A 24,969-nucleotide genomic window follows, 5' to 3' on the forward strand; every position below is an offset into this window, starting at 1 on the left:
TCCGATCGCCTGGGCAATGCCTGCGGGTGAAACTTCCTTGTCATTGCAGGCGAGCTTGAGGGCGCGGGCGGTCGCAGATGCCGCGAGGGTCGCATCCTGCAGGGTCGCGAGTTCGACCAGCGCCACGGAATCGTTGAACGAGGGTGCGATGCTGCGCGCGAGCTCGATCGCAAGCTTGGTCTTTCCGATGCCGCCGGGGCCGACGAGAGTCACGGCCCGATATGCGGACAGCACATCGGCCAATTGGCTCAGACAATCCTCGCGTCCGATGAGAGGCGCGCGGACGCTCGGCAGATTGCTGGAAAAGGGCGTATCGGCCGCAACGGTTACCGGTGCGGCCGAGGGGTGATCCAGATGCCCGCGTTGCCAAGCCCCGGCGAGAGTATATCCGCGGCCCGAAACGGTCTTGAGGAGATTGCGATCGTCGCCGAGTGCCTTCCGGACGGCCGAAATATGAACCTGGAGCGTGTTGTCTTCGACGGTCAGGCCCGACCAGATGCTCGCGATCAAATCGTCCTTGGTGACGAGGAGGCCTGCGGAGCCCACCAGCTTCTCGAGAATTTCGAACGCGCGGCTTCCGATCGGCACTGTGACATTGTCATGCCTCAGCTCTCTGCGTTGGCAATCGACGAGCCAATGTCCGAGAGAGTAGGTGCGATCAACCGGCGATGACATAGAGGGTCCCGTGCATCAACTTCGCTGCCGTGATCCGGGGGAAATCACGAGCCCGCCCTTGAAATCACCGACCCTTGGCAAGAATTTTAAAGCTTGAATGCGCTCGGGTCTCCTACAGGGGACGCCGTTGGCGTGTCAAGAACGGCTTCCCAGTGGTCCGCGACCGTCCTTGGTGATGCTGGCACCCGACGCGGTCATGTTCGATACACGAATTCGTGACAGCGGTCGGGAGTGTGTCACAATAGGAGACATGGCCGGAAGAAGCGCTCATCGCGTGCGCCCGGTCGCAAGAACGGCGGCCCCATCGAGAGCCGCCGTCCTTGCATTCGTCGTGAGATCCAAAATCCGGAACGCTGAGACGATCAACTTCCGCTTGGCGTCAACCGGACTTGCTCCGGTTTGCGAGCTCAATAACCAGACGTGGGCTCGCAGGGCGGCCGACGCCAGGGAGCGCTCGCATACGCACCGACGTCGGGAGCACGGACGCAGCCGCGCTTGGAGGTGACAGGCACGCGCTGAGCCGACGCATAGGCCTCGACATTGGTGCGCTTCGCGTTGCCTTCGCGGGCCATCGCGGGGGAGGCAATCATGGCTGCGGCCACGAATCCGGCCGACAAGAGCTTCAGTGTAGTCATCGAACGTCTCCTTGAGAAAGCGATGCCGGGAACGCCTCGGCCCGCTCGCGAGACATGCGCATGCGCGTGCCGGATCCGCAGTATTGATCGAACGAACATTTTCGTCTTTGCACGAAGCCGTCGCGTGACGTTGACCTCAACAGCGACGGCTCAGCTTCGCGTCCTAGTCGGGCGAAGGCGCCGCCTGGTCCGTGCGTCCATCGAGCAGCGGGCCAAACCATTCCCATCTCTCGCCGGTGAAGCGCATCATCTGGAGCTGCTCGATCGGATGAAAGTCCGTTGGCGATGTCTTTATCCTGATGCCGGGAATGTAGCCTTCGATTTCGAGATCGAGATCGGTGGCCACGCGCATGATTCTCTCGTGCGTCAGATCATCGCCGCAGCGCCTGATCACCTCCACGAGCGCACCCGACATGTTGAAGGCCACCAGCGGTCCGCTCTCCGACCGATCCGCTTCCGGATAGTATTTGGCCATGAACGCGCGAAAGTGCTGCATGCCCGGGTGGCTGTCCCACTGCGGATCAGTCACGTCCATCTGATACCCGGCGCTGAGAATCCCCTTTGCGTTGTGCAGCCCGGCGGGTCTCAGCACCGCGCCGACCGAGACCGAGATGTTCGTCACGATGTGGACGGGATGCCAGTCCAGCTCGGCGAGCTTCCTGATCGACTGGGCTGCGAATTTTGGCGTGGCGACGTCGATGAATATGTCGGGTGCGGCAGTCCTGATCGCGACGATTTGTGACTCGATCGTGGGTTCGCTGACCTCATATGGCAGGCTTGCCACCACCATTTGCTCGTACTTGTCCTGCAGAATGTCCTTCAACCCCAGCAGATAGTCGCGCCCGAAATCGTCGTTCTGGTGGAGAATGCCGATCCTGGCATCTGGATGGTGCCGCAGAATATAGTCTGCATAGATGCGTGCCTCGGTTCGGTAGCTCGGTTGCCAGCCGATGGTCCAGGGAAAGTGCTCGGGATCGGCCGAGTGCGACGCTCCGGTGATGACGAACAATTGCGGCACATGCCGGATGTTCATGTACCTCTGGATGGCGGCGTTGCTGACCGTGCCGAATGGCGCGAAGATCGCGAGCACCTCGTCATACTCGACGAGCCGTCGCGCTTGCTCGACCGCTCGGGATGGACTGTAGGCGTCGTCATACGAGATGAAATTGATTTTCCGGCCGTTGATCCCGCCCTTGTCGTTGATCATGCGGAAATACGCACTCATCGTCTTGCCGATGATGCCGAAAGCCGACGCGGGGCCGCTGTAGGGCATGATGTTGCCGATCCGGATCTCGGTGTCGCTGGCGCCGGGATCGTACCGCGGCTCCGCAGACGCGTTGCCGGCTGCAAGCACGGCGCACGAGATGACGAGCTTTCCCAAGCGCCACGCCTGGTGCGAAATCGAGTAGCTACCTCTGTCGGTGATCAAGCGATGCCTCCTTGGCGCTGCCGGTTTTCGCACTTGCCAGACCGTGACGACGCGTCACTTGGCCGCGCCCTGCTCGTGGCGCGCCGGATCAGCGCATGCGGCAGTCGGCGTCGCGACTATAGCGCGGACGGCGCCGTGGGCTCGCTTACGGATGCTGAAGAACTGTTAAGTTTCGCAGTTGCCAGCCCGGCTAGCCGGATCGATGTGATCGATCTTGCTTCGAAGCCCGCAGGGTGCGCCGCATGGCGCGGTCGCACTCCCGGATTGCGGACACCGTCATCTTGGGAGGACGCATGATGCTCGATTGTGGTGTCGCGTCAGCGATGCCAGTTATGATTGTGAAAATGGCCCATGGGGAATACGGGCGCGGCGCCACCGGGCCGCTCGAGGCCCATCCGCCCGGCGGGCGTCAGGGCGCCGCCATTCAGCACGTCGCGATCGGGGTACATCGATGCAAAGGCTGCCGGCTCCTGGTCGGCGTAAGACCAGGCGGCGGATGCGGACGATATCGTTGCCGTCGAGAGTAGCGCCGCAGCGATTAGAATTTTGAATACACTCATAGCGATTCTCCATTGCTTGCTCCGTGCGGAGAGTCGCTTGGCGAAGATCGCTGCTCGGCTGGTGGCGTTTCCGAAAATTGTTTTGATGAAGGGTATGTAGGTCTTCGGGGCGCTAATTCCCGTCGAATCTGCATCACTCTTGCGGGAAGAGTCTGTCACCGTTGTCAGAATTCTCGCGCGATTGTGGGTGGCCAAACGCGTCCGATGTCCGTTTCTGGAGGCGCATAGTTTAAACTTGAGGAGTGTGAGAATGAGATCATTTGCTGTTGTTTGCATCGTCGCCTGCGTTGCGCTCTCGGGGACTGCGTCTGCCCATGGCGGCATGGGATCGCATATGTCGATGGCGAGTGGCGGTGCGCTCGGCACGAGTGCCGCCGCGCCGGGAACGAACTCGCTGGGCACCGCGCTTTCGTCGTCGGATGGCGGCGGTCACGCGACGAAGGGGCCGTTGCTCGGCTCGGACCCGACCATCGACAAGGACGACGCCCGGCTCGAGAAGATGCTGGAAGGATCGATCTGCCGCGGCTGCTGAACCGCGCGCATTACGACACGGGGGGCGGCCGCGCCGTCCGGCGACCTGTGTCTTTCGAAAGGGTTGGTGGTAAGCTGGATAGAAAATGGTGAAACCGCTTGGGGCTGTCCCGATGATGGCTGAGACAGGCCAGCGTCCCGTCTACACTTGCGCGGAATGGGAGATCGATCTTGTCGGACGCGAATTGCGCTCGATGGGAGAGCTCGTTCCTTTGGGGGGGCGTGCCTTTGAGATTCTTGCGGAATTGGTTCAAGCGGAGGGCCAGCTCGTCACCAAGAACGACCTGACGGAGCGGGTCTGGCGGGGCGTCTTTGTCGAGGAGAGTGCACTTCGCGTGCATATCGCGGCGATCCGGAAGGCCCTTGGTCCTGACCGCGACATGCTGTCGACCAGTGTTGGCCGAGGCTATCGTTTGCTGGGAGCGTGGCGCGTCCAGCATCTGGACACCCCGCTACAATCTGCCGCTACCGGGTTGCCGCCGTCGATCAACATTCCCAGCGCATCATTCGATCTCATCGGCCGGACCGCCGCTATCGCACATTTGTGGCGGCTGCTGTCGGCCTATCGCGCGGTGACCCTGGTCGGGCCCGGCGGGATCGGAAAGACGGCGCTGGCGCTGGAGGCTGCCAGAACGCCGCCGACCAGCTTCGCGGCGGATCGATTGCTGGTCGAACTGGCTTCGCTGTCCGATCCCAAGCTCGTCTGCTCGGTGATCGCCAGCGTGCTTGGCACCAAGCTCGAGGGCGAGGAGATATCGCCTGATTCCATCGCACGCGCGATCGGCCCTCGGCCGTTGTTGCTCATCCTCGACAATTGCGAACATGTCATCGATGCCGTGGCGCAGGTGGCCGAGCTGATCGTCAGCCGCTGTTCCGGGACGATCATTGTCGCGACAAGCCGGGAGGCGCTACGCATCGAGGGGGAGCATGTCTACCGCGTGCCTCCTCTGGGTGTGCCGCCTGAAGCATGGCACGAGCCCGCCGGCGCGTCTGCTTACAGCGCAGTGGAATTGTTCACGCGCAGAGCGAAGGCACTGGGTTCGAGCTTCGCGCCCGACGAGGAAAATATCGGCGCCATCGCCGCCATCTGCCGGCGGCTCGACGGCATTCCGCTTGCGATCGAGTTTGCGGCTGCGCGCGCGGTCATGCTCAGCCCACCGAAGATCGCGGCACTTCTCGATGACAGGTTCAAGTTTCTGACGACCGGCCGGCGCACGGCTTTGCCGAGGCAGCAAACGCTGCGTGCAACGCTCGACTGGAGCTATGACCTGTTGCCGAACGACGAGGCCTGGCTTCTCCGGCAGCTCGGCGTATTCGCCGGCGAATTCCAGCTCGACGCCGTGATCGCGGTGGCCGGCGATGGCATCAGCGACGTCACCGGCCAGCTTGCCAGGCTGGTGGCAAAGTCGCTCGTTCTCGCGGACATTCGCGGCGAGAGCCCTCACTATCGCCTGCTGGATACCACGCATGCCTATGCGTCGGAAAAGCTGCATGCCGGCGGCGAATATCCCGGCGCTGCTCGCCGCCAGGCGACGTATTACATTGGATTCTTCGCCAGCGCCGAGGCCGATAGCGAAGTGAGGCCGCAGGCGGAGTGGCTCACCATCTATGGCCGGCACATCGACAACGTGCGAACGAGCCTTGATTGGGCCTTCTCGTCCGGCGGAGACCCGCAAGTCGGTGCGGCCTTGACGGCGGCTGCGGTCCCATTATGGGTGCAATTGTCGCTCCTCAGCGAATGCCGCGAGCGGACCGAACTCGCTTTGGCGCGCCTCGATCCGACGGCCGCGGACGCGCCGCGGCTTCGCATGCAGCTGTCGGCCGCACGCGGCTGGTCGTTGATGTACGGTGTCGGCAGGGCCCGCGAGGCCGGTCCCGCCTGGGCTGCAACCCTGCAGCTTGCCGAGCAGCTCGAGGACAGAGATTACCTGCTGCGCGCGCTCTGGGGACTCTGCATCGATCAGTTCAACAATGGCGAATTCCGCAGGGCCCTCGAATTCGCGCATCGTTTCGCGGAGGTCGTGGCCGATTCCGGCAATTCCGTCGACCGGATGATGGCAGACCGGCTCCTTGCAACCGCGCTGCACTATTTCGGCGACCAGCGGCAGGCGTATCATCATATCGGTCGAACCATGTCTCGCCTGTCGGACCTCGCGGCGAAGCCGCAGGTTATCCGCTTCCGGTTCGACCTGCGGGCCTCGGCGCGCTACTTCCAGGCGCGGATCCTGTGGCTGCTTGGCCTCGCGGACCAGGCATTGAGCGTCGTCGAGCACAACGTCGAGGAAGGCCGGACGAGTGGCCACGCTCTCACGTTCTGCAGCGTCCTCGGCCAGGGTGCTTGTCCGATTGCCTTTCTGGCCGGCGATCTCGATGCGGCCGGGCGCTATTGCACGATGCTGATCGAGCACACCGAACGCCACCCGATCCGTTTGTGGAATCTATGGGCGCGCGCCTTCAGGGGCCTGCTGATCGCGCGCCGCGGCGACCTCGCAACCGGATTGCCCCTGCTGCGCAAAGCACTCGAGCTCGCGGGCGAGGCGCGGTTCCTGCCGCGCTTCCTGCTTCCGCTCGGCGAACTTGCTGCATGTCTCGGACAAGCCGGCGAGGTGTCGCAAGCACTTGCGACCGCCGACGAGGCGCTCGCACGGTGTGAGGCGAGGGACGAGGGCTGGTATGTCGCCGAGCTCTGGCGCATCAAGGGCGAATTGCTGCTGCTTCCCGGAGAGCGCTGCTCGACGGCCGCTGCCGGGCAGGCCTTCGACCGGGCGTTCGAAGTGGCGCGGAGCCAGGGGGCATTGTTCTGGGAGCTGAGGACGGCGATCAGCGTGGCACGATTGGGGATGAGCGAGGGGCATGCGGCCGATGCACGCGATGTTCTCGCGTCCGTGTACGGCAAGTTCACCGAAGGTTTCGAGACGGCGGACCTTCGCGAGGTGCGTACAATGATGGCGAAGCTGGGATCCTAGGCAAGAGATGCCCCGGGGAGCGGCATCCGGTTCAATCGATCGGATGCCGGTGCGGCCTCGGCGAGCGCCGCATCCCCCGTGCTCTGGAACGTTCCGCAATTCGTCCGTGCCGCGGAGGCGGTTGCCGGCGCCGACGTCTCATTGCAGACCCAGCATGGACCGGCAGCCCGGACTCGTCGTTCGAGACTGCACCGCTCTATCGCGATTGCACGGCGGTCCGGGCAACGAGCGCAGCCCGGTGCCGGTCATCTGGCCGCAAGCGAGCACGAGCGTTGAGGGGTCAGCTCGGCAAGCAACTGCCCTGCCATCTTGAGGCCGCGCGTCTGGAATCCCTCGGTAAATTGCTGATAGACGGGCGCCAGCATATCGTGCGCTTCCTGGCGGCGACCCTGTCGCTGCCACAATCTCGCAAGCCCGACTGCCGCACGAAGCTCATAACCCAGTGCGCCCTGATGGCGAGCGAGGTCGAGCGCCTGCACGAGGCTCAGCTCCGCTTGCGAAAGATCCGGATTGCGCTGATGCATCAGCACTTCCGCTTTTGTGCGCAACATGTCGGGCATGTCCATCATGAAGTTGCAGTGCCGGGCCTGGGCAATCGCCTGGTCGATGGTGTCCAGGGCTTCGTCGCAATGATCTGCCGCCGCCAGGGCTTCGGCGAGGGGCGTGCGAAGGCCTGCCACCGCGCCGAAACTCCGGCTCTGCAACTTCTCGATCGCGCCTCTCAGCAGAGCAAGCCCGGTACCGATCTCGTTCCGGGCCAGCAGCGTAATCCCCTTCATGGCCTCACCGACCATCTGGAGGATGGCGAGGTTGTGCCCTCGCGCCTCCACGATGAACCTGTCGATATGTTCTTCGCAATCGTCCATGTCGCCATTCCAGAAGAAGACGTCGAACGCCCATGGCAGCGCTCTGCAGAACATGACCGGATGGTTCGCCGCGATGACGTCCGAGATGGCCCGGCGCACCATTTGCGTCGCCTGATCGGGATGTCCCTGCAGCCAGAGGATGCGAGCAAACGTGATTTGAGCGCGTTTGGGATATTCGAGGGTGAGGCCGCTATGGATGTCCCCCTCCAGGCCCGGATGCAGCATCGCCGCTTCGATGTATGAGCGAGAGGCAACAAACTTGCCAAGATACTGGCAGGAGATGCTGAGCAATACGCGCATGCGCGCCACCGCAGCGGAATCGTTGCCGGCGAGGGCAATGGCTTCGCCGCGTCTGGCGGTGCCCAACGCGTCATCATATTTACCGACGAACAATTGCAGCAGATGCAACTGGTCTATCAAACGGATCTGCCCAGGTATGTCGCCGATCTTTTCGGTCAGTTCGAGCGCCCGGGAGAGGTGCTTTGCGCCTAGTTCATCCAGCTGTCCCGTGAGCATCCGGGTGGCCCCCAGCGCAGTGTGAAGAACGAGGCCGTGCCGGATGCTTCCATTGGTTTCATCGAGTGCTTCGATGGCACGGGTGACCCAGAGCTCGCATTCTGCCAGGAGCGACCGCTTGAAGAATAGCGGTATCGATGCTGCAGCGAGGGCCACGCCGGCTCTGCGGTCTCCCTGATCCGAGAAGCACCATGTCAATGCTGCGCGGACGTTGGCGAATTCGTCGGCGGCCATCGAAAGGTTCCGGTCGGATTCGCCGGTGATCTTTTCAAGAAGACCGAGAAAGTAGCCGGCGTGACGTCGCGAGATCGCGCTGGCGTCTCCGCTGGCGGCAAGTTTCTCCTGCGCGTAGGCCCGGGTCGAGTCTGCGAGGCGGTAGCGGGTCGGTTGCGAGCCGGTGTTCAGTGCAAGCATCGACTTGGCGACGAGGCCGTCGATGATCGCCAGGATCGTGTCGTCGTCCTCCGTGGCCGCGGCAACCGACCGGGCCGCATCCAGGGTCATGCTGCCGACGAACACCGACAGCCGGCCGAGAACCACGCGTTCCGGTTCGGATAGAAGATTGTAGCTCCATTCGATAGTTGCGCGCAGCGTCCGGTGCCGGGGCAGTGCGGTGCGTCGTCCCTCCCATAGCAGATTGAGGTGCTGGTCGAGGAGTTGCACCATCGCTCTCGCGCCGTATGTACCCACATGGCAGGCGGTGAGCTCGATGGCCAGCGGGATGCCGTCGAGCCGACGGCAGAGGTTGCCGACATCAGAGGCGTTCGCATCCGTCAGCGCGAACTCGCCGCCTCCCGCAGTCGCACGTTCCACGAAGAGTTTCACGGAGGGGTAGGCGATGGCGGTCGCGGCTTTCAGCGCGGCTTTCTCCGGCGGGCTCGGCAGGGGCGCGAGCCGGTATGTGAACTCGCCTTCGACGCGCAGCAACTCACGGCTCGTGGCCACGATATGCAGCTCGGGTGCTGCCTGATGGAGCCGTTCGGCCAGCGCCGCCGCTGCTTCGATGACATGCTCGCAGCAGTCCAGAATGAGCAGCATGCGCTTGTCGCTCAGGAATGTCGCGAGGCCGCTCGTCGGATCGTTCGATCGCGCCAGCAGCCCGAATGAAGATGCGACGATCGCTGGCACCAGAGCGGCGTTGTCCGTCTCGCCGAGACCGACAAAGTGGACATGCCCGGCGAATTCCGCGAGCAGGGCATGGCCCGTGGACACGACAACCGTGGTCTTGCCGATGCCGCCCGGGCCGACCACCGTCACGAAACGTTGGGCTCTCAGTTTGTCCGAGATGTCCTGAATGGCTTGTTCACGCCCCACCATGTGCCGGGGATGCGCCGGCAAATTGTGGTGATAGGTCGGATTGATCGGTGCAGATTGCCTCTGGTCCGGGCGCGAGACCGCAGCGACGAAGCAATAGCCCTGCCCGGAGACCGTGCTCAGGTATCTGGCGCCGCCGTTGCCGTCTCCGAGTATCTTGCGGAGTGCGGCGATATGGACGCGCAGGCTGTTGTCCTCGACATCGGCGCCAGGCCACGTCTTGGCTATCAGGTCCGTCTTGCTGACGACGTTGCCGGCCTGCCGGACCAGTGCGAGCAGGATCTCGAATGCCCGGCCCGACAGTTGGAGCGGGCTCCCGTCTCTTTCAATCCGCCGCTGCGAGGCGTCGAGGCGAAACGGCCCGAAGACGAAGATCTCGCGGGCGGACTCGTCTTGGGCGGAGTGGCCGACTGCGGCCATCATGTTGTTGCTTTGCCAGCGGGGGGTCATTTCGTGGACATCAACCCGGCACACAATTCGTCACGTTCCATGACCTGGAAGCACACCAAGACGTGTGAACGTAGTGGCCCTTCACAGGTAACATCCGGCAGTTTCAGGGTAAAGCGTTGCGGCCTATCACTTTCGTCTGGGGCTCCGAAGAGCGTGCTATCCGATGAAGGCGGGCTTGAGGATGTCTTCCAGTCCGATCCGGCGGAGCAGTTCCGTACGGACGCTGTCGGCGACGGCGTCGACGGCTGCAGCTCCGTCGTCGTCCGGACCGAAATGAACGCGCAGCGGACGCTGTCCGAACGGCAAATCGACGACATCGGCTATGGCGGCCGCGACGTCCTGCGGCGTTCGATCCTTCGCCGGAAGCTGTGCAAGTGCCGATAGCGCGATTTCGCTCAAATCGGCCGTCGGACCATCCGCGTATTCCTCGGCCCGAACAGTGTCCAGCGGCCGGCCGGAGCGAATGTAGTGGCCGGGCCCGAGCGCGCTGGGAACGACGATGGTCGTCTCGACGCCCCAGCGCGCGAGTTCGCCGGCATAGCCGAGCGCCAGCGCATCCAGCGCGGCCTTTGACGAAGCATACGCCCCCAGGAAAGGAACCGAGCCGCCACGCGCGCTGCTCGACGAGACCCATATCAGCAGGCCCTGGCCTTGCTTGCGCAACTGCGGCAATGCGGCCCGATTGAGCCTTTGCGCACTCAGCACGTTGGTGTCGTAGAGCTCGGCCAGCTGGTCCGGCGTAAAGGCCTCCGCCGGTCCGTAGAGGACCTGTCGCGCATTGTGCACGATCACGTCGAGGCGGTTGTTCTCCGCGACGATGGCGTCGATGGCTGAGTTCACTGAGGCTTCCGAGGAGACGTCGAACGCAATGGTTCGGAGTCCAGTACCGGCCTCCTCGACACCGTGCTCGTCGTGGCCATCGATGTCCCGCATTGAAACGTAGACGGTGTGGCCGGCCTGCACCAATGTCCTGCAGGTTCTTCGTCCGATGCTGTTTGCAGCTCCTGTGACGATGATCACTTTGCTCATTCGATCCCCAATCGCCTTCCAGCTTCCGCAAGGACGCCAGCGCCGTCGCGACCCGTTCATCGTTCGGCGATCGACCGCTGGCCTTGCGCGAAGAGCATCTGACATAGGCCCCGGCACCAGACGGGTCTTTCGAGCCCGGCGGATGTTTTTCAGATCGCACGAAATTTTTCCAGAAAGCCCGAAACGGATCCGGAGCAGTCTCCCTCACGGACCGGACCACGTCCGTGCCTTCGCGAAAATGACGGTGGGTTTCAGAAGATCGGGCCGGTGGCCGGCGGCTACAACGAAATTGAGCCGCTCGACAGAACGGGGCGTGTGGCCGGTCGTGGGCCGGTTCATACGTTGCAAGGAGAAGCGATGAACCAGTCAGGCAACCCGTCGCGCTCCGGACCAGGCCCGCTCGTGTTGATCGCGGCCGTCCTCGGAGGCGGCTGCCGGGCTGCTCCACGCATTGATCCGCCGCGACGGCGTCTTCGGGTCGATCGCACTCTTTCCACTGCGGAACAGAACGACGCCGGCGGATGAACGTTTCGCGCGCGGCTAAATTTTCCAACCTCCAACAAGGCAACCTCCAACAAGGAATGACAACGATGACCAAAGTGGACCTCCAAAGCCCGACCGATCTCGGAGCCAACGCAAACCGGGACGTTCCTGCCGCGCTGAGAGCGCTGCTGGCCGACGTCTTTGCGCTGTACCTGAAGACCAAGAACTTCCACTGGCACGTGTCGGGCCGGCACTTTCGCGACTATCATCTACTGCTCGACGAGCAGGCCGAGCAGATCTTTGCCATGACCGACGACATTGCCGAGCGGGCGCGCAAGATCGGCGGAACGACGCTGCGCTCGATTGGCCAGATCGCGCGCGAGCAACGCATCCTCGACAACGACGCCGACTATGTCGATCCGCAGGACATGCTCGCCGAGCTGCGCAGCGACAATCAGCAACTGACGCGGGAAATGCGCCGGGTCCACGAGCTCTGCGACGAATACAGCGATGTCGCGACCGCAAGCCTGCTGGAAAACTGGATCGACGAGACGGAGCGGCGCGTCTGGTTCCTCTACGAGACCGGTCGAAGTGGTCCGAACGCGTAGGCACAAGACGGTGTGAGCCATGATGACGGGTTCGACATACACGCGGCACCGGGAGATCGCCTGGCGCGGCGGCCGCACGAAATCGACGTCGCGATTGGTCGCCGAGGAGAGCGCCATCGCGCTCACCTACAACGGGTCGACCCATGCGGTGATGATGGGGACGCCGGCTGACCTCGAGGATTTCGGTGTCGGCTTCAGCCTCACCGAGGCCATCATCGACCGCGCAAGCGAGATAGGGAGCATCGAGCTGATCTCGAACGAGCTCGGCATGGAAGTGCGGATGTGGCTCGATGGCGACCGCGCGGCATCCCTGGCCGCGCGCCGCCGTGCCATCAGCGGTCCGGTCGGGTGCGGGCTATGCGGCATCGAGAGCCTCGAACAGGCACGTCGCGCGCCGTCGCGGGTCGAGAGCTCCGGCATTGATTTTCAAGCGCGGGACTTGCTGAACGCCATGCAGGCGCTGTCGCCGCTCCAGATATTGAATCAACAGACGAGATCCGTTCACGCGGCGGCCTTCTGGCATCCCCGCTCCGGCATTACCCTGATCAGGGAAGATGTCGGCCGGCACAATGCGCTCGACAAGCTCGCCGGTGCAATCGTCCGCGCCGGCAACTCGGCCCGCGACGGCGCCGTACTGCTGACGAGCCGCGTTTCGGTGGAGATGGTGCAGAAGGCCGCGATGATCGGCGCGCCCGTTATCGTCGCCGTTTCCGCGCCGACCGCGCTCGCGATCCAGACCGCGAACGAGGCGGGAATCACGCTTCTCGCTGTCGCCCGCGATGACGGATACGGCGTCTTCACGCATCCGCGCCGCGTTCTGCTGCCTGAAGAGGCCGCGCCGCGCACCGGCTGCTGACTCGCGGGCCCGCGACAATGGCGATGAAAGCCGCAGCACCGGAGCCGTTGGCCGAGGCCCGCATCGAGGTTTACGCGCCGGAACGATCGCTGCTGGTTGCTGCTCTCCTGAGCATGTCGGGAGGCTTCCTCGACGCCTTTACGTGGATGTCGCTCGGTGTCTTCGCGAGTTCGCAGACCGGCAATGTCGTCTTCATCGGCGTTGATGCTCTGTCCGGGCAATGGCAGCGCGCGCTTCACCATCTGCTTCCGCTCGCGGCCTTCATCCTGGGAGCGGTGGTGGCGATCCGCACCCGGGCGGCGCTGCGCTGTCTTGTCGGAGAGATCGTCTGCCTGGGCGCGGCGATGCTGCTGCTCCATCGCGTTTCCGATCAGATTACGATCCTTGTCATCTCCTTCGGCGTCGCGTTGCAGTCAGCGAGCTTCAGGCAGGTCGAGCGCTGGAAGTATCTCTCGGTCACGGTCACCGGGAACATGCTCCGCGCCATCGATCAGTTCGTTGCAGCGTCCGATCTCGATGCGGCGCGAGGCACTGGAACCATGCTTGCGCTCTGCTCGATGTTCCTGATCGGCGCCGCGCTCGGCGGCTGCTTCACGAGGTGGCTTGGACCATGGAGCCTCGCTCTGCCGATCGCATCGTCGGCATGCGTTCTCTGGCTGTGCCGGCGTCCAGGCCATCCGCACTGAAGCCACGTCGCAGGCCAATGCGCCCGTCATGCCATTCGGCAAAACGACGTTCGTTCGCGGAAGCGTGTCCGCTGGGCGGTCCGTACATTTTCGATGAGTTCAGCAAGGGTGCTTCCGACATCAACTGCCACGAGAGGCTGGGATGAACGACTTCCGCAAAGAGACAGACAGCCTGGGTGACGTAAATGTTCCCGCGGACAAGCTCTGGGGTGCGCAGACGCAGCGCTCGCTCGAGCATTTCAGCATCGGCCGCGACCTGATACCGCGCGAAATGATCCACTCCTACGCGATCCTGAAGAAGGCGGCTGCGAACGCCAACTGCGCCGGCGGTCGTCTCGACGGCAGGATTCACAAGCTGATCGTCCATGTCTGCGACGAGATTCTCGCCGGTCAGCATCACGACATGTTTCCCCTTCACGTCTGGATGACGGGTAGCGGAACGCAGTTCAACATGAACGTGAACGAGGTGATTTCGAACCGATGCTGCCAGCTCGCAGGCACCGCGCTCGGCAGCAAGGCGCCGGTTCATCCGAACGATCACGTCAACATGTCGCAGTCGTCGAACGACAGCTTTCCATCGGCGATGTACATCGCGGCCGCGCTGAATGTGACGGAGCGTCTCGTTCCCTCGGTCGAGGCCCTGCATGACGCCATCGCGGTGAAATCGAGCCAGTGGGACGACATTGTCAAGATCGGCCGCACCCACATGCAGGATGCGACCCCGCTGACGCTCGGGCAGGAATGGTCTGGCTATGCCGTCATGCTCGCCGACAATCTGGCGCGCATCGACGATGCGCTCAGGGGCGTTCACCGCCTCGCGCTGGGCGGCACGGCCGTCGGCACCGGCATCAACGCGGCGCCGGGCTTTGCGGAGGCCGTCGCCGCCGAGATCGCGCAGTTGACGGGCCTTCCTTTTGTCAGTGCGCCGAACAAGTTCGCCGTGCAAGGCGCGCACGACGCCTTGGTGCAGCTCTCCGGCACGCTGCGCACGCTTGCCGGCTCGCTCTACAAGATCGCAAATGACATCCGCCTATTGTCCTGCGGTCCGCGCGCGGGTTTTGCCGAGCTGCGGATTCCCGAGAACGAGCCCGGCTCGTCGATCATGCCGGGCAAGGTCAATCCGACGCAGGCCGAGGCACTGACGATGATCGCCGTGCAGGTGATGGCGAACGACGTCGCCGTCGGGTTCGGTGGCGCCGGAGGCTATCTGGAGATGAACGTCTACAAGCCTCTGATCATCCACAACATCGCGCAGTCCATCACCATCCTCACCGACGGCTGCACGAATTTCCGCACCTTCCTCGTCGAAGGCACCGAGCCGAACCGCAAGAAGATCGAGGAATATGTCGAGCGGTCGCTGATGCTCGTGACCGCACTGGCGCCGGTGATCGGCTACGACAAGGCATCGCGGATCGCGCATTACGCGATGGACAATGATCTCACGCTGAGGTCGGCGGCGCTGAAGCTCGGCTTCGTGACCGAGCCGGAGTTCGACCGCATCGTCGATCCCGCCAAGATGGTCAAGCCCTATGTCGCGGAGATCAAGGTGCCGCTCGAAATCGGCGCCAAGGTTGGATGAAGCATGACCGGCTGAAGGAGAGATACGATGATTCGTTGCGTGCGTCTGTGGACCGGAGAGGACAATAACTCGCATTTCGAGGAAGGCTCTCTCGAGCTGGAGCCGGGCCAGCGTGGCGACTTTCTCACCGGCAAGATCGATGCGGTCAGTGTCTCCTTCCAGGAGACGGAATCGGGCGGAGCTTTTGCCTGGCACACCGCGCCGATCCGGCAGCTGGTGATCACGCTGAGCGGAACGCTGGATTTCCAGACGCGTGACGGCCACCACTTCCTGATTTACCCCGGCAACGTCCTGCTGGCTGAGGACACTGCCGGCTCCGGGCACAGCTGGAAATTGACCGACGATTCGTCGTGGCGCCGTGCCTACGTGATCCTGCGGCCGGGCGCCGAGGTGCCGTTCCGCGCCAAGGCACGGCAATCGGCGCGGGCCTGATCGAACCATCCGGAACAGCAACACCCAACGAAGGAAAAAGCCATGTCAGCAGCTTCCGATAGCGAAACCGATGTCGTCCTCATTGGCGCCGGCATCATGAGCGCGACCCTCGGTGTCTTTCTCAAAGAGCTCGAGCCTTCCCTGTCGATCCAGACGTTCGAGATCCTCGAGGATTGCGCGCAGGAAAGCTCGGACTCCTGGAACAATGCCGGCACCGGCCACGCGGCAAACTGCGAGATGAACTACACGCCGCAAAGACCTGACGGCAGCATCGACATCTCCAAGGCACTGCAGGTCAATGTCGAGTTCGATCTGTCCCGGCAGTTCTGGTCCTACCTGATCGCGCGGGGCGCGATCGCCGATCCCAGGTCCTTCATCCATCCGGTCCCGCATATGAGCTTCGTGCACGGCGCGGAGAACGTCGAATTCTTGCGGAAGCGGTTCAAGGCGATGTCGGTCCATCATTGCTATGAGGGCATGGAGCATACCGAGAGCCCGACGCAGATTGCCGAATGGGCGCCGCTGGTGATGGACGGACGAAGTGCCGATGAACCGGTTGCCGCGACGCGGATCATCACCGGCACGGACGTGGATTACGGGGCTTTGACGCATCTCTTGGTTAGCCATCTCGTCAGCCAGCCGGGCTGCGCGGTCCACTACAACAGCTGCGTCACCGGACTTGACCGGGAGCAGGGCGGCCGGTGGCGGATCGAGGTGCGCGACACCGCGAGTGGCGAGACGCGCTCGGTCCGAGCAAAATTCGTCTTCATCGGTGCCGGCGGCGGTGCGCTGCCGCTTTTGGAGAAATCCGGCATTCCCGAGGGGCGCGGTTATGGTGGTTTCCCGGTCAGCGGGATCTGGCTGCGCTGCGACGATCCCGAGATCAACAAGCGTCATCATGCCAAGGTCTACGGCAAGGCCGCGGTCGGCTCCCCGCCGATGTCGGTGCCGCATCTCGATACGCGCGTGATCGGCGGCCAGCACTCTTTGCTGTTCGGCCCCTATGCGGGCTTCTCGAGCAAATTCCTCAAGCATGGTTCGCTGCTGGATCTCTTCGAGTCCATTCGCCCCGCCAACGTCAAGCCGCTGCTTGCGGTGGCACGCGACAATTTCGATCTCACCGAGTATCTGGTCGGGCAGGTGCTGCAGACCGAGAGCCACCGGCTCGCGGCGCTCGACGAATATTTCCCGAAGGCCGATCCGAAGGACTGGAGATTGCAGGTCGCGGGCCAGCGCGTCCAGATCATCAAGCCCGACGTCAAGCGCGGCGGCCTGCTCGAGTTCGGGACCGAGCTTGTCGGCGCGGACGATCATTCGCTGGTCGCCCTTCTCGGCGCCTCACCGGGCGCCTCGACTGCCGCGTTCATCGCCATCAGCGTGCTCGAGAAGTGTTTTGCTGGCGAGCTGACGGCAAGCGCCTGGCTGCCGAAGCTGAAGCAGATCGTGCCGTCCTATGGCGTTTCGCTGATCGACGACGCGGATTTCTGCCGCCAGATTCGCGCGGCGACAGCGGAGGCCCTCAAGGTCGACAATATTCCGCAGCCGGCCGCGCGCGCGCCGGCGGTCGCGAGGCGGGCGTGAGCGAGCGGGAGATTGTCCGATGGATCCGACGGCGCTCCTCCTCTCGCGGCTGCAATTCGCCTTCACCATCTCGTTTCACATCATCTTTCCGGCGTTCACGATCGGCCTTGCCGCCTGGCTCACCGTGCTCGAAGCGATGCACCAGTACAGCGGCAAGCCCGTGTACCGGACCCTGTTCGAGTTCTGGCTAAAAATCTTCGGCGTGGCCTTCGGTATGGGCGTCGTATCCGGCGTGGTGATGGCATTTCAGTTCGGTACGAACTGGAGCGTGCTGTCGAAAATGTCGGGGCCGATCCAGGGTCCGCTGCTCTCCTACGAGACATTCACCGCCTTCATGCTGGAGGCGGGCTTCTTCGGCATCCTCATCTTCGGCCGGCCCCGCGTGCCGCCGTGGTTCTATCTGTTCTCGACCGCGATGGTCGCACTCGGAACCACGCTTTCGGCGTTCTGGATCATGGTCAACAATAGCTGGATGCAGGTACCGACCGGCTACGTCCTGGAGAACGGTCAGTTCGTACCGAACGATTGGGCGCAGATCATCTTCAATCGCGTGGTCTGGGTCAGGTTTCCGCATATGCTGCTCGCGTCCTATTTGACTGGCGCGTTCTGCGTGGCGGCAACCGGCGCGTGGTATCTGCTGCGGCGGACCTATCGCGCCGAGGCCCATGTGATGCTGCGGATGGGCCTTGCGCTGGCGGCGGTACTGCTGCCGGTTCAGCTCTTCATCGGGCATCTCGTCGGCGATTACGTTCACGACTACCAGCCAGCCAAGTTCGCCGCGATCGAAGCGCGCTGGCATGACGAGCAGCCGGCCTCCGAGGTGCTGATCGCGATCCCGGATTCGAGCACCGGGTCAAACAAATACGCGATATCGATTCCTGTGCTCGGGAGCATCATCGGCAGCATGAGCCTGACGTCGAAGGAGGTCGGCCTGACCAGCTTTGCGCCGCAGGACCGGCCGCCGGTGGCGATTCCGTTCTTCGCCTTCCGCATCATGGTCGGTTGCGGTTTTGTGATGCTGGGGCTGGCCTGGCTCGGCACTTATCTTGGCCTCAAGCATCGGCTCGATCGGAGCCGCCTGCTGCTGTGGGGCATCTTCCTCAGCTTCCCGCTGCCGTGGATCGCGATCCTCACCGGCTGGTACACCGCGGAGGTCGGCCGCCAGCCATGGACGATCTACGGCGTGTTGCGCACCGCGGACGCCGTGACGCCGTTCCTGACCGCGTCGGCCGCGCTGACCTCGCTGATCCTGTTCGTCGCGGTTTACGCCTTCATCTTCTCGTTCGGGACGTATTACATCTATCGGCTACTGCGTGCCGGCCCGGCGGGACTCGGCGGCAAGCCGCTCCACGCTCCCGTGCCCAATCGGCCGATGTCGCTCGCTGATCAGGTGCCGGCCCCGCGCAGCTATCTCGAGGCGGGAGAATAGCCATGGTGATGTACTGGGTTGCCCTACTTGCCATCAGCATCCTGATCTATCTCCTCCTCGACGGGTTCGATCTCGGCGTCGGCATGCTGTTTGGTGTGGCTGGCAGCGAGGCGAAGCGCGACGCGATGCTGCGTACGATTGCTCCGGTCTGGGACGGCAATGAGACCTGGCTGATCGTCACGGGCGTGATCATGTGGGGTGCGTTTCCCGTGGTCTACGCCATGGTGATGTCGGCCTTCTATATCCCTGTCCTCGTGATGCTGCTCGGATTGATTCTGCGCGGCGTAGCCTTCGAGTTTCGCGGCAAGGCGCGCAGCTCGCGCTGGGTCTGGGACGTCAGCTTCGTCGCGGGCTCGTTTGCCGCCAGCTTCATGCAGGGCGCGATGGTCGGCGCTCTCGTCGAGGGACTTCAGTTCTCTAACGGCGACTATACCGGCGGAACGTTCGGCTGGTTGACCGCCTTTTCCGCTCTGTGCGGGATCGGGCTCTGCTTCGGCTATGCGCTGCTCGGCGCCTGTTGGCTGGTGCGGAAGAGCGATGGCCCCGTTCGGGATGACGCGCGGCGCCAGATCCCGCCGCTGGCGCTCGGCGTCCTGGTGTTCCTGGTCGTCGTCTTTGCATATGCACTTGCCGAACATCTTCCGATTCTGCAGCGCTGGACCGACCGGCCCTATCTGCTCGCGTTTCCCGCGATCGGCGCCGGTGCGGCCGCTATGCTGGCCAAGAGCATCCTGCGCCATGACGATTATTGGCCGTTCCATATGGTCGCGCTGATCTTCGTCGCGGCCTTCGCCACGCTCGCTCTGTCGTTCTGGCCCTACATGATTCCGTTCGTCGTCACGATCGACGAGGCCGCGGCGCCTCATGCAAGTCTTGCCTTCATGTTCTGGGGCGCGGGCCTGTTCGTGTTCCCGCTGATGCTGCTCTATGTCGCGGTCGGCTATCGCGTCTTCCGCGGCAAGACGGCCCCCGCGTCTGATCACTACTGACGGTTCTCAGGCAGGCAAGACAAAGGCGCCGTCTCCGGCGCCTTTGTCGTTCGGAATCCTTCGTTCAGGATTTTGGCATGACGCCCGGGCCCTTGTCCGGCCATTGCGCGATCAGCTTCTCGTCGATGTTGAAATGCTGGGCGACCAGCTTGGGTGGCGTATGCGTCAGCCAGTTGGATAGCGAGACCTCCTCGTAGCGCGGCGCACGGAATACGCCGACGAACTGCAATTCGGTATCGCCGACATTCTCGACATAATGGCCGAGGTTGCGCCGGACATAGCCGATGTCGCCGGCCGAAAAATCCGTCGTTAGCGCGTTGGGTCCGGTGTCGAACACCGTCATCCGCGCCTTGCCTTTGATGTAGTACTGCCATTCGTCGGCGTTCGGATGCCAGTGCATCTCGCGGACCGCTCCCGGCGGCATCGTCACCAGCGCCGCGGCGACGGTGGTCGCGACCTTGAAGTTGCTGCTGTCGGCGACGCGGATGCTGCCTGCGGAGCTCTCCTTGACGGGGGCCGAACTGCCGAGCGAGTGGATGAACGGGTAGGGTGGTGCCTCGACGTTCCCGGCAACGGCAGCGCGATCGGCGGCGAGATCGCCGGGCACCGTGCCCTGGAAGATCCAGCGATTGTGCAGAGGGATCTTCGCGAACGCGTCGGCCGGGACGCCGAAATTCTTCGCCAGCACCTCGGGCGGCGTATGCGCAAGCCAGTCCGTCACCAGCAGCGTGTTGAACTCATTGGCGTGGCCGTCGTCGAAGCAGATCACGAATTCGCAGCCGTCGGGGCCCAGGCCCTGCAGTGAATGCGGCGCGCCCGCCGGAAAATACCAGAGGTCGCCGGCCTTGAGGTCGCCGACATAGGGGCGCCCCAGCGTGTCGAGCACGGTGATGCGGCAGCTGCCGTAGGTCATGATCGCCCATTCGGCGGCCTGATGCCAATGCAACTCGCGGATGCCGCCAGCGGACAGCCGCATGTTGACGCCGGAGATCTCCTTCGAGATGGCGAAGTCTTCGACCGTGACTTGCCGTGCCCATCCGCCATTCTGGATGCGCCTCGGCGCGTTGTTGAACGAGGCCCAATCCATCGGCATGCCGCCGACATCGGTCGCGGGCGGGGTTTGCGCGGAAGGGAATTGCCTGGCCAATTCAGGGTTTTGCGGACCGGGATCGGTCAGGCTTCCCGGGCTTTTGGCGTTGATGGCGCCTTGCGGCGGCTCGTCCGGATTGCCGAAGCTCGCAGCGTGTGCGCTGGAACCGACCATGGCGGCGCCTGCCGCGGACATGGCCAGCAAATCTCGTCTTGAAAACATCTTGGATCGCTCCTGAAAATAGTCGAAAGCCCATCGTCGTGACGGGGCTCCATCCACCCAGCCTAGTTTCCGGCTACCGCTTCAGCTTCCGCGAACGGCGCTCTTTTTGCCGGAAAGCACTGGCTGCTTCAGCCCGCGCCGGCCGGGACCATGCGTGTGCGATTGCGAAATTCGGCTTCGTTTTGAAAAGACGGCTCTGCCGGCACGATCCTTAACTGGCCGGAAATTGCCAATACCGAGAGATATCGAGATGACCACGAAATCGGTTCGTCCCTATCGTGAACCCGCCGGCGGCTGGGGCGCACTCAAGGCACTCAGCGAGGCGCTTCTGGTGCAGCGTGCGCCGCTGAAGGGCGCGGCGACGCTGAGCCGGATGAACCAGCCGGAGGGTTTTGATTGCCCCGGCTGCGCGTGGCCGGACCCGAAACACACCTCCTCGTTCGAATTCTGCGAGAACGGCGGCAAGGCGATCGCATGGGAGACGACATCGAAGCGCTGCACGCCAGAATTCTTCGCCGAGCATACCGTCACCGAGCTCGCGAGCTGGAACGACTATGATCTCGAAATGGTGGGACGGCTCACGCATCCGATGGCCTATGATGCCGGATCCGACCGCTATCTTCCGGTGGAATGGAGCGATGCGTTTGACATGATCGGACGTGAGCTCAGATCGTTGCCGGATCCGAACATGGCGGAGTTCTACACGTCCGGGCGGACCTCGAACGAGGCCGCCTTCCTCTATCAGCTGTTCGTGCGCGAATACGGCACCAACAATTTCCCCGACTGCTCCAACATGTGCCACGAGGCGACCAGCGTCGGCCTGCCGTATTCGCTCGGTGTCGGCAAAGGCACTGTGCTGCTCGAGGATTTCGACAAGGCCGATTGCATCTTCATCTTCGGGCAGAATCCGGGCACCAACAGCCCGCGGATGATGACGAGCCTGCGCAATGCGGCCCGCCGCGGCGCTTCCATCATCTCCTTCAATCCGTTCCGCGAGCGGGCGCTGGAACGTTTCCAGGCACCGCAAAGCCCGCTCGAGATGATCACGCTGTCGTCGACGACGATCAGCTCAAAACTCTTCCAGGTGCGGGTCGGCGGCGACGTCGCCGTCCTCAAGGGAATCATGAAGATCCTGGTGGAGGCCGACGAGGCTGCCCGCGCGGCCGAGCAGCCGGAAATCCTCGATTGGGATTTCATTCGCGGTCACACCGTCGGCGTCGAAGCGCTGATCGACGATCTCAAGCGCCTGCAATGGCCCGACATCGAACGCCAGTCCGGCCTGACACGCGAGGACATGGAATATGCGGCCGGCGCCTATATGAAGGCGGAGCGCGCCATCCTCGTGTACGGCATGGGCGTCACCCAGCACTGGCGTGGCGCGAACAACGTCCAGCAGATCGCCAACCTCGCGCTGTTGCGCGGCAATGTGGGGCGCGAAGGCGCCGGCGTTTGCCCCGTTCGCGGTCATTCCAACGTGCAGGGCGATCGCACCGTTGGCATCACCGAGATCCCCAAGGCGGACTTCCTCGAGCGCCTGGAGCAGCGTTTCGGCTTCAAGCCGCCGGCCGCGCCGGGACACAACGTGGTGACCGCGCTGGAAGCCATGATCCGCGGCGAGGTGAAGGCGTTCTTCGCGATGGGCGGCAATTTTGCCGCGGCCATTCCGGACTGGCAGGCAACGCAGGCCGCGCTCGGCAAGCTCGATCTGACCGCCTATGTCGCCACCAAGCTCAACCGCAGTCACCTGATCCATGGCCGCGCCGCCCTGATCCTGCCGTGCCTCGGACGCACCGAGATCGACATTCAGGTATCCGGACCGCAGTCGGTCACGGTGGAGGATTCGATGTCGATGGTGCATGCGTCCGCCGGCCGCAACAAGCCGGCGTCGGAGCATCTCCGTAGTGAGATCGCGATCGTCGCCGGCGTTGCCAAGGCAACGCTGGGTGAGCGCACGGTGGTCGACTGGGACGGCTTCGTCGCCGATTACGACCGCATCCGCGATGCAATCGAGGCGGTGTTGCCGATCTTCCAGGGCTACAATGCGCGCATCCGCGTCCCCGGCGGCTTCCATCTCACCTCGACCGCGCGCGAGCGCATCTGGGCGACGCCGTCGGGCAAGGCGAACTTCCTGGTCTTTCCGGGCTGCGGCGAGGACCCGCCGCAGAGCGATCCCGATTTCCTCTGGCTCACCACCGTCCGCAGCCACGACCAGTACAACACCACGCTCTACTCGCTGTCGGACCGCTATCGCGGCGTCTTCGGCCAGCGCGACGTGGTGTTCCTCAACGAATATGAACTGAAAAAGCGCGGACTTGCCGACGGCGATCGCGTCGACCTGATCACGGCCTCGACGGATGGCGCCGAGCGGATCGTGCGCAACTTCCGCGTCGTGGCCTATTCCTTTCCGACCGGCTGTTGTGCGGCGTACTATCCGGAGACCAATCCGCTGGTGCCGCTCTATGCCCGCGATCCCCTGAGCTTCACGCCGTCATACAAGGGCGTCCCGATCCGCCTGGTGCGTTCGGCAGCTACCGGGGAATAGCGGCAGCGTGAACCAGAAGCGCGCGCCGCCACTCGTACCATTGCCTTCGGCGCCGATCCAGCCGCCATGCGTTTCCACGATCGACCGGCAGATCGGCAGTCCCATGCCCATCCCGCTCTCCTTGGTCGTGAAAAAGCTGTCGAAGAGCCGATCGACATGTTCGGCGGCGATGCCGGGACCGTTGTCCTCCACCGAGCAGCACAGCGTCGCGGTGTCCTGTATGACCGTGCTGATGATGATCCTGCGATCGTCATATCCGGCCTGCGTCATGGCCTGCACCGCGTTGATGGCGAGATTGACGATCACCTGCTGGAGCTGGGTGCGGTCACCGAGCACGTGCGCCACGGCGGGGGCAGGGCGATGCAGGATCGTTACGTTGCGGGATTCCATCTCGTGCCGCAGAAATAGAAGCGCTTCGCGAATGATCTCGTCGAACGACAGGGATGCCTGCTCGGGCACCTTGCGGGACGCCATCCCGTGAACGCGCGCCACGATGTTTGCGGCGCGTTGGGTATCCACGACGATGTTCTCGATCACCTTACGGATCTCGACGATATCGGGAGTGGGTCTGTTCAGCCATCGCAGCCCGGCAGCGCCGTTGGTGGCTATGGCGGCCAGCGGCTGGTTGACCTCGTGGGCGATCGACGCGGTCAATTCGCCAAGCATCGAGACGCGCGCGGCATGCGCAAACTCGGCCTGCACCTGCTGGAGCTTCTGCTGGGTGCGAAGACGCTGTGAAATGTCGATCGTACCGACCAGGCTTACCTCGAGATCATTGATGGGGCCGACCCGAGCCGTCGTAAAGAGAACGTCGACGACGCGGCCATCCCACGTGACCATCCTCGTCTCTTCCTCGAAGTTCGTCTCGCCGCGATAGCGGGATTCCATGGCCCGCCGGAACGTATCGGGACGTTCCTTCCAGGTATCGGCCATGGAACGTCCGACATAGTCGTCGCTGCCGCCTCCGAACATCTGGATGGCCCGTTCGTTGGCCTCCTGAAACGAGAGCGCGTCCATGCAGGTCCGCAGGAACTCGGGATGACTGTCGAAATAGGGGCCGAGGTCCTTGACGCCCTCGGCTTTTAATTTTCGGAACAGCACGACCAGCCTGCTGGCGTCGAGCTGCCGGAACGCGATCGGCATGCGACTGAACAAATGGCGGTAACGGAGCTCGCTGTGTTCCAGTTCGACATGGGCCTTCTTCAGGGCCGTGATATCCATGATCGCGCCGACGAGCGTCAGCGAAGCGGCCAGAACAGCGGCGAAGGCGATTATCGTGAAATTGTCTCCGAGCAGCGAGCAGGCGAAGGACAGCAGGGTCAAAGCAAGGCTGCCCGAAGCCCACAGCAGAATGCGATCCTGTATTGTCTGGATCGGCAGCACACGACGCCACCATCGCTGGGGCTGTACGGGGTTAGAGCCATCCAGGCGGTCGAGCGTCATGCGAGAGGTTTACCGCGGCGCCGAAGAACGGTCTTTTGCGTTTTCGCAGGCGCTTTGT

18 protein-coding genes and 1 pseudogene are annotated in these 24,969 nt (G+C 63.4%); 11 read left to right on the plus strand and 8 right to left on the minus strand.

Annotated elements, in window-relative coordinates:
• Window positions 1-390: 390 nt before the first annotated feature.
• From B5V03_RS43105 to B5V03_RS37085, 4 genes and pseudogenes are all read right to left on the minus strand, one after another.
• Window positions 391-675: pseudogene (locus B5V03_RS43105) on the minus strand (winged helix-turn-helix domain-containing protein); the annotation flags it as partial.
• 407 nt (window positions 676-1,082) lie between these two features.
• On the minus strand, window positions 1,083-1,310 hold the full coding sequence (locus tag B5V03_RS41885; protein WP_164988531.1) for a hypothetical protein: 228 nt from the start codon (window positions 1,308-1,310) through the stop codon (window positions 1,083-1,085).
• A gap of 163 nt (window positions 1,311-1,473) precedes the next feature.
• Complete coding sequence (locus B5V03_RS37080) at window positions 1,474-2,739, minus strand: ABC transporter substrate-binding protein (protein ID WP_433995370.1); 1,266 nt, start codon at window positions 2,737-2,739, stop codon at window positions 1,474-1,476.
• 317 nt (window positions 2,740-3,056) lie between these two features.
• Window positions 3,057-3,299 (minus strand): hypothetical protein, encoded by a 243-nt coding sequence (locus B5V03_RS37085; RefSeq protein WP_129275347.1) that lies wholly within the window; start codon window positions 3,297-3,299, stop codon window positions 3,057-3,059.
• Window positions 3,300-3,549: 250 nt separating this feature from the next.
• On the opposite strand from B5V03_RS37085, the gene B5V03_RS37090 reads away from it, so the two are divergent.
• A complete protein-coding gene (locus B5V03_RS37090) occupies window positions 3,550-3,831 on the plus strand; it encodes a hypothetical protein (protein WP_129275348.1) in 282 nt (93 codons plus the stop codon).
• 112 nt (window positions 3,832-3,943) lie between these two features.
• Window positions 3,944-6,796, plus strand: a complete 2,853-nt coding sequence (locus B5V03_RS37095) for an ATP-binding protein (RefSeq protein WP_245502457.1) — start codon at window positions 3,944-3,946, stop codon at window positions 6,794-6,796.
• Between the two features lie 245 nt (window positions 6,797-7,041).
• On the opposite strand, the gene B5V03_RS37100 is transcribed toward B5V03_RS37095, so the two are convergent.
• Window positions 7,042-9,942 carry an ATP-binding protein gene (locus B5V03_RS37100; protein ID WP_129275350.1) on the minus strand — a complete coding sequence of 967 codons (2,901 nt, stop codon included), beginning with the start codon at window positions 9,940-9,942 and terminating at the stop codon, window positions 7,042-7,044.
• Between the two features lie 156 nt (window positions 9,943-10,098).
• The gene (locus B5V03_RS37105; RefSeq protein WP_164988532.1) at window positions 10,099-10,971 is read right to left on the minus strand and encodes an SDR family NAD(P)-dependent oxidoreductase; all 873 of its coding nucleotides are present in this window, start codon (window positions 10,969-10,971) and stop codon (window positions 10,099-10,101) included.
• Window positions 10,972-11,561: 590 nt separating this feature from the next.
• Here B5V03_RS37105 and B5V03_RS37115 point away from each other — a divergent pair.
• The 8 genes from B5V03_RS37115 (at window position 11,562) to cydB (ending at window position 19,614) form a co-directional block, all read left to right on the plus strand.
• On the plus strand, window positions 11,562-12,062 hold the full coding sequence (locus B5V03_RS37115) for a Dps family protein (RefSeq protein WP_164988533.1): 501 nt from the start codon (window positions 11,562-11,564) through the stop codon (window positions 12,060-12,062).
• Window positions 12,063-12,081: 19 nt separating this feature from the next.
• Window positions 12,082-12,918: a formate dehydrogenase accessory sulfurtransferase FdhD gene (gene fdhD, locus B5V03_RS37120; RefSeq protein ID WP_129275354.1), complete on the plus strand. Its 837-nt coding sequence runs from the start codon at window positions 12,082-12,084 to the stop codon at window positions 12,916-12,918.
• A gap of 23 nt (window positions 12,919-12,941) precedes the next feature.
• Complete coding sequence (locus tag B5V03_RS37125) at window positions 12,942-13,604, plus strand: YoaK family protein (protein ID WP_245502458.1); 663 nt, start codon at window positions 12,942-12,944, stop codon at window positions 13,602-13,604.
• A gap of 142 nt (window positions 13,605-13,746) precedes the next feature.
• A complete protein-coding gene (gene fumC / locus B5V03_RS37130; protein ID WP_129275356.1) occupies window positions 13,747-15,183 on the plus strand; it encodes a class II fumarate hydratase in 1,437 nt (478 codons plus the stop codon).
• Window positions 15,184-15,210: 27 nt separating this feature from the next.
• The gene (locus tag B5V03_RS37135) at window positions 15,211-15,615 is read left to right on the plus strand and encodes a hypothetical protein (protein ID WP_129275357.1); all 405 of its coding nucleotides are present in this window, start codon (window positions 15,211-15,213) and stop codon (window positions 15,613-15,615) included.
• 42 nt (window positions 15,616-15,657) lie between these two features.
• Window positions 15,658-17,196, plus strand: a complete 1,539-nt coding sequence (mqo, locus tag B5V03_RS37140) for a malate dehydrogenase (quinone) (protein WP_129275358.1) — start codon at window positions 15,658-15,660, stop codon at window positions 17,194-17,196.
• A gap of 19 nt (window positions 17,197-17,215) precedes the next feature.
• A complete protein-coding gene (locus tag B5V03_RS37145) occupies window positions 17,216-18,625 on the plus strand; it encodes a cytochrome ubiquinol oxidase subunit I (protein ID WP_129275359.1) in 1,410 nt (469 codons plus the stop codon).
• A 2-nt stretch (window positions 18,626-18,627) separates the two neighbouring features.
• Window positions 18,628-19,614 (plus strand): cytochrome d ubiquinol oxidase subunit II, encoded by a 987-nt coding sequence (gene cydB, locus B5V03_RS37150; RefSeq protein ID WP_129275360.1) that lies wholly within the window; start codon window positions 18,628-18,630, stop codon window positions 19,612-19,614.
• A 64-nt stretch (window positions 19,615-19,678) separates the two neighbouring features.
• On the opposite strand, the gene B5V03_RS37155 is transcribed toward cydB, so the two are convergent.
• Window positions 19,679-20,926: an oxalate decarboxylase family bicupin gene (locus B5V03_RS37155; RefSeq protein WP_129275361.1), complete on the minus strand. Its 1,248-nt coding sequence runs from the start codon at window positions 20,924-20,926 to the stop codon at window positions 19,679-19,681.
• A 250-nt stretch (window positions 20,927-21,176) separates the two neighbouring features.
• On the opposite strand from B5V03_RS37155, the gene B5V03_RS37160 reads away from it, so the two are divergent.
• Window positions 21,177-23,468: an FdhF/YdeP family oxidoreductase gene (locus B5V03_RS37160; RefSeq protein WP_129275362.1), complete on the plus strand. Its 2,292-nt coding sequence runs from the start codon at window positions 21,177-21,179 to the stop codon at window positions 23,466-23,468.
• Here B5V03_RS37160 and B5V03_RS37165 read toward each other — a convergent pair.
• Window positions 23,415-24,911, minus strand: coding sequence for a sensor histidine kinase (locus B5V03_RS37165; RefSeq protein WP_129275363.1), 1,497 nt, complete (start codon window positions 24,909-24,911; stop codon window positions 23,415-23,417). The genes B5V03_RS37160 and B5V03_RS37165 overlap by 54 nt on opposite strands.
• Window positions 24,912-24,969: the final 58 nt, after the last annotated feature.

It is taken from the genome of Bradyrhizobium betae, from assembly GCF_004123905.1.
In the GTDB taxonomy this organism is placed as follows: Bacteria; Pseudomonadota; Alphaproteobacteria; order Rhizobiales; family Xanthobacteraceae; genus Bradyrhizobium; species Bradyrhizobium betae_A.

Coding starts and splice junctions, on each gene's coding strand:
- B5V03_RS37135 (WP_129275357.1), top strand. CDS start 15,211: ATGATTCGTTGCGTGCGTCTGTGGACCGGAGAGGACAATAACTCGCAT.
- cydB (WP_129275360.1), top strand. CDS start 18,628: ATGGTGATGTACTGGGTTGCCCTACTTGCCATCAGCATCCTGATCTAT.
- B5V03_RS37125 (WP_245502458.1), top strand. CDS start 12,942: ATGAAAGCCGCAGCACCGGAGCCGTTGGCCGAGGCCCGCATCGAGGTT.
- mqo (WP_129275358.1), top strand. CDS start 15,658: ATGTCAGCAGCTTCCGATAGCGAAACCGATGTCGTCCTCATTGGCGCC.
- B5V03_RS41885 (WP_164988531.1), bottom strand. CDS start 1,310: ATGACTACACTGAAGCTCTTGTCGGCCGGATTCGTGGCCGCAGCCATG.
- B5V03_RS37095 (WP_245502457.1), top strand. CDS start 3,944: ATGATGGCTGAGACAGGCCAGCGTCCCGTCTACACTTGCGCGGAATGG.
- fdhD (WP_129275354.1), top strand. CDS start 12,082: ATGATGACGGGTTCGACATACACGCGGCACCGGGAGATCGCCTGGCGC.
- B5V03_RS37090 (WP_129275348.1), top strand. CDS start 3,550: ATGAGATCATTTGCTGTTGTTTGCATCGTCGCCTGCGTTGCGCTCTCG.
- B5V03_RS37145 (WP_129275359.1), top strand. CDS start 17,216: ATGGATCCGACGGCGCTCCTCCTCTCGCGGCTGCAATTCGCCTTCACC.
- fumC (WP_129275356.1), top strand. CDS start 13,747: ATGAACGACTTCCGCAAAGAGACAGACAGCCTGGGTGACGTAAATGTT.
- B5V03_RS37155 (WP_129275361.1), bottom strand. CDS start 20,926: ATGTTTTCAAGACGAGATTTGCTGGCCATGTCCGCGGCAGGCGCCGCC.
- B5V03_RS37105 (WP_164988532.1), bottom strand. CDS start 10,971: ATGAGCAAAGTGATCATCGTCACAGGAGCTGCAAACAGCATCGGACGA.
- B5V03_RS37085 (WP_129275347.1), bottom strand. CDS start 3,299: ATGAGTGTATTCAAAATTCTAATCGCTGCGGCGCTACTCTCGACGGCA.
- B5V03_RS37160 (WP_129275362.1), top strand. CDS start 21,177: ATGACCACGAAATCGGTTCGTCCCTATCGTGAACCCGCCGGCGGCTGG.
- B5V03_RS37100 (WP_129275350.1), bottom strand. CDS start 9,942: ATGACCCCCCGCTGGCAAAGCAACAACATGATGGCCGCAGTCGGCCAC.
- B5V03_RS37165 (WP_129275363.1), bottom strand. CDS start 24,911: ATGACGCTCGACCGCCTGGATGGCTCTAACCCCGTACAGCCCCAGCGA.
- B5V03_RS37115 (WP_164988533.1), top strand. CDS start 11,562: ATGACCAAAGTGGACCTCCAAAGCCCGACCGATCTCGGAGCCAACGCA.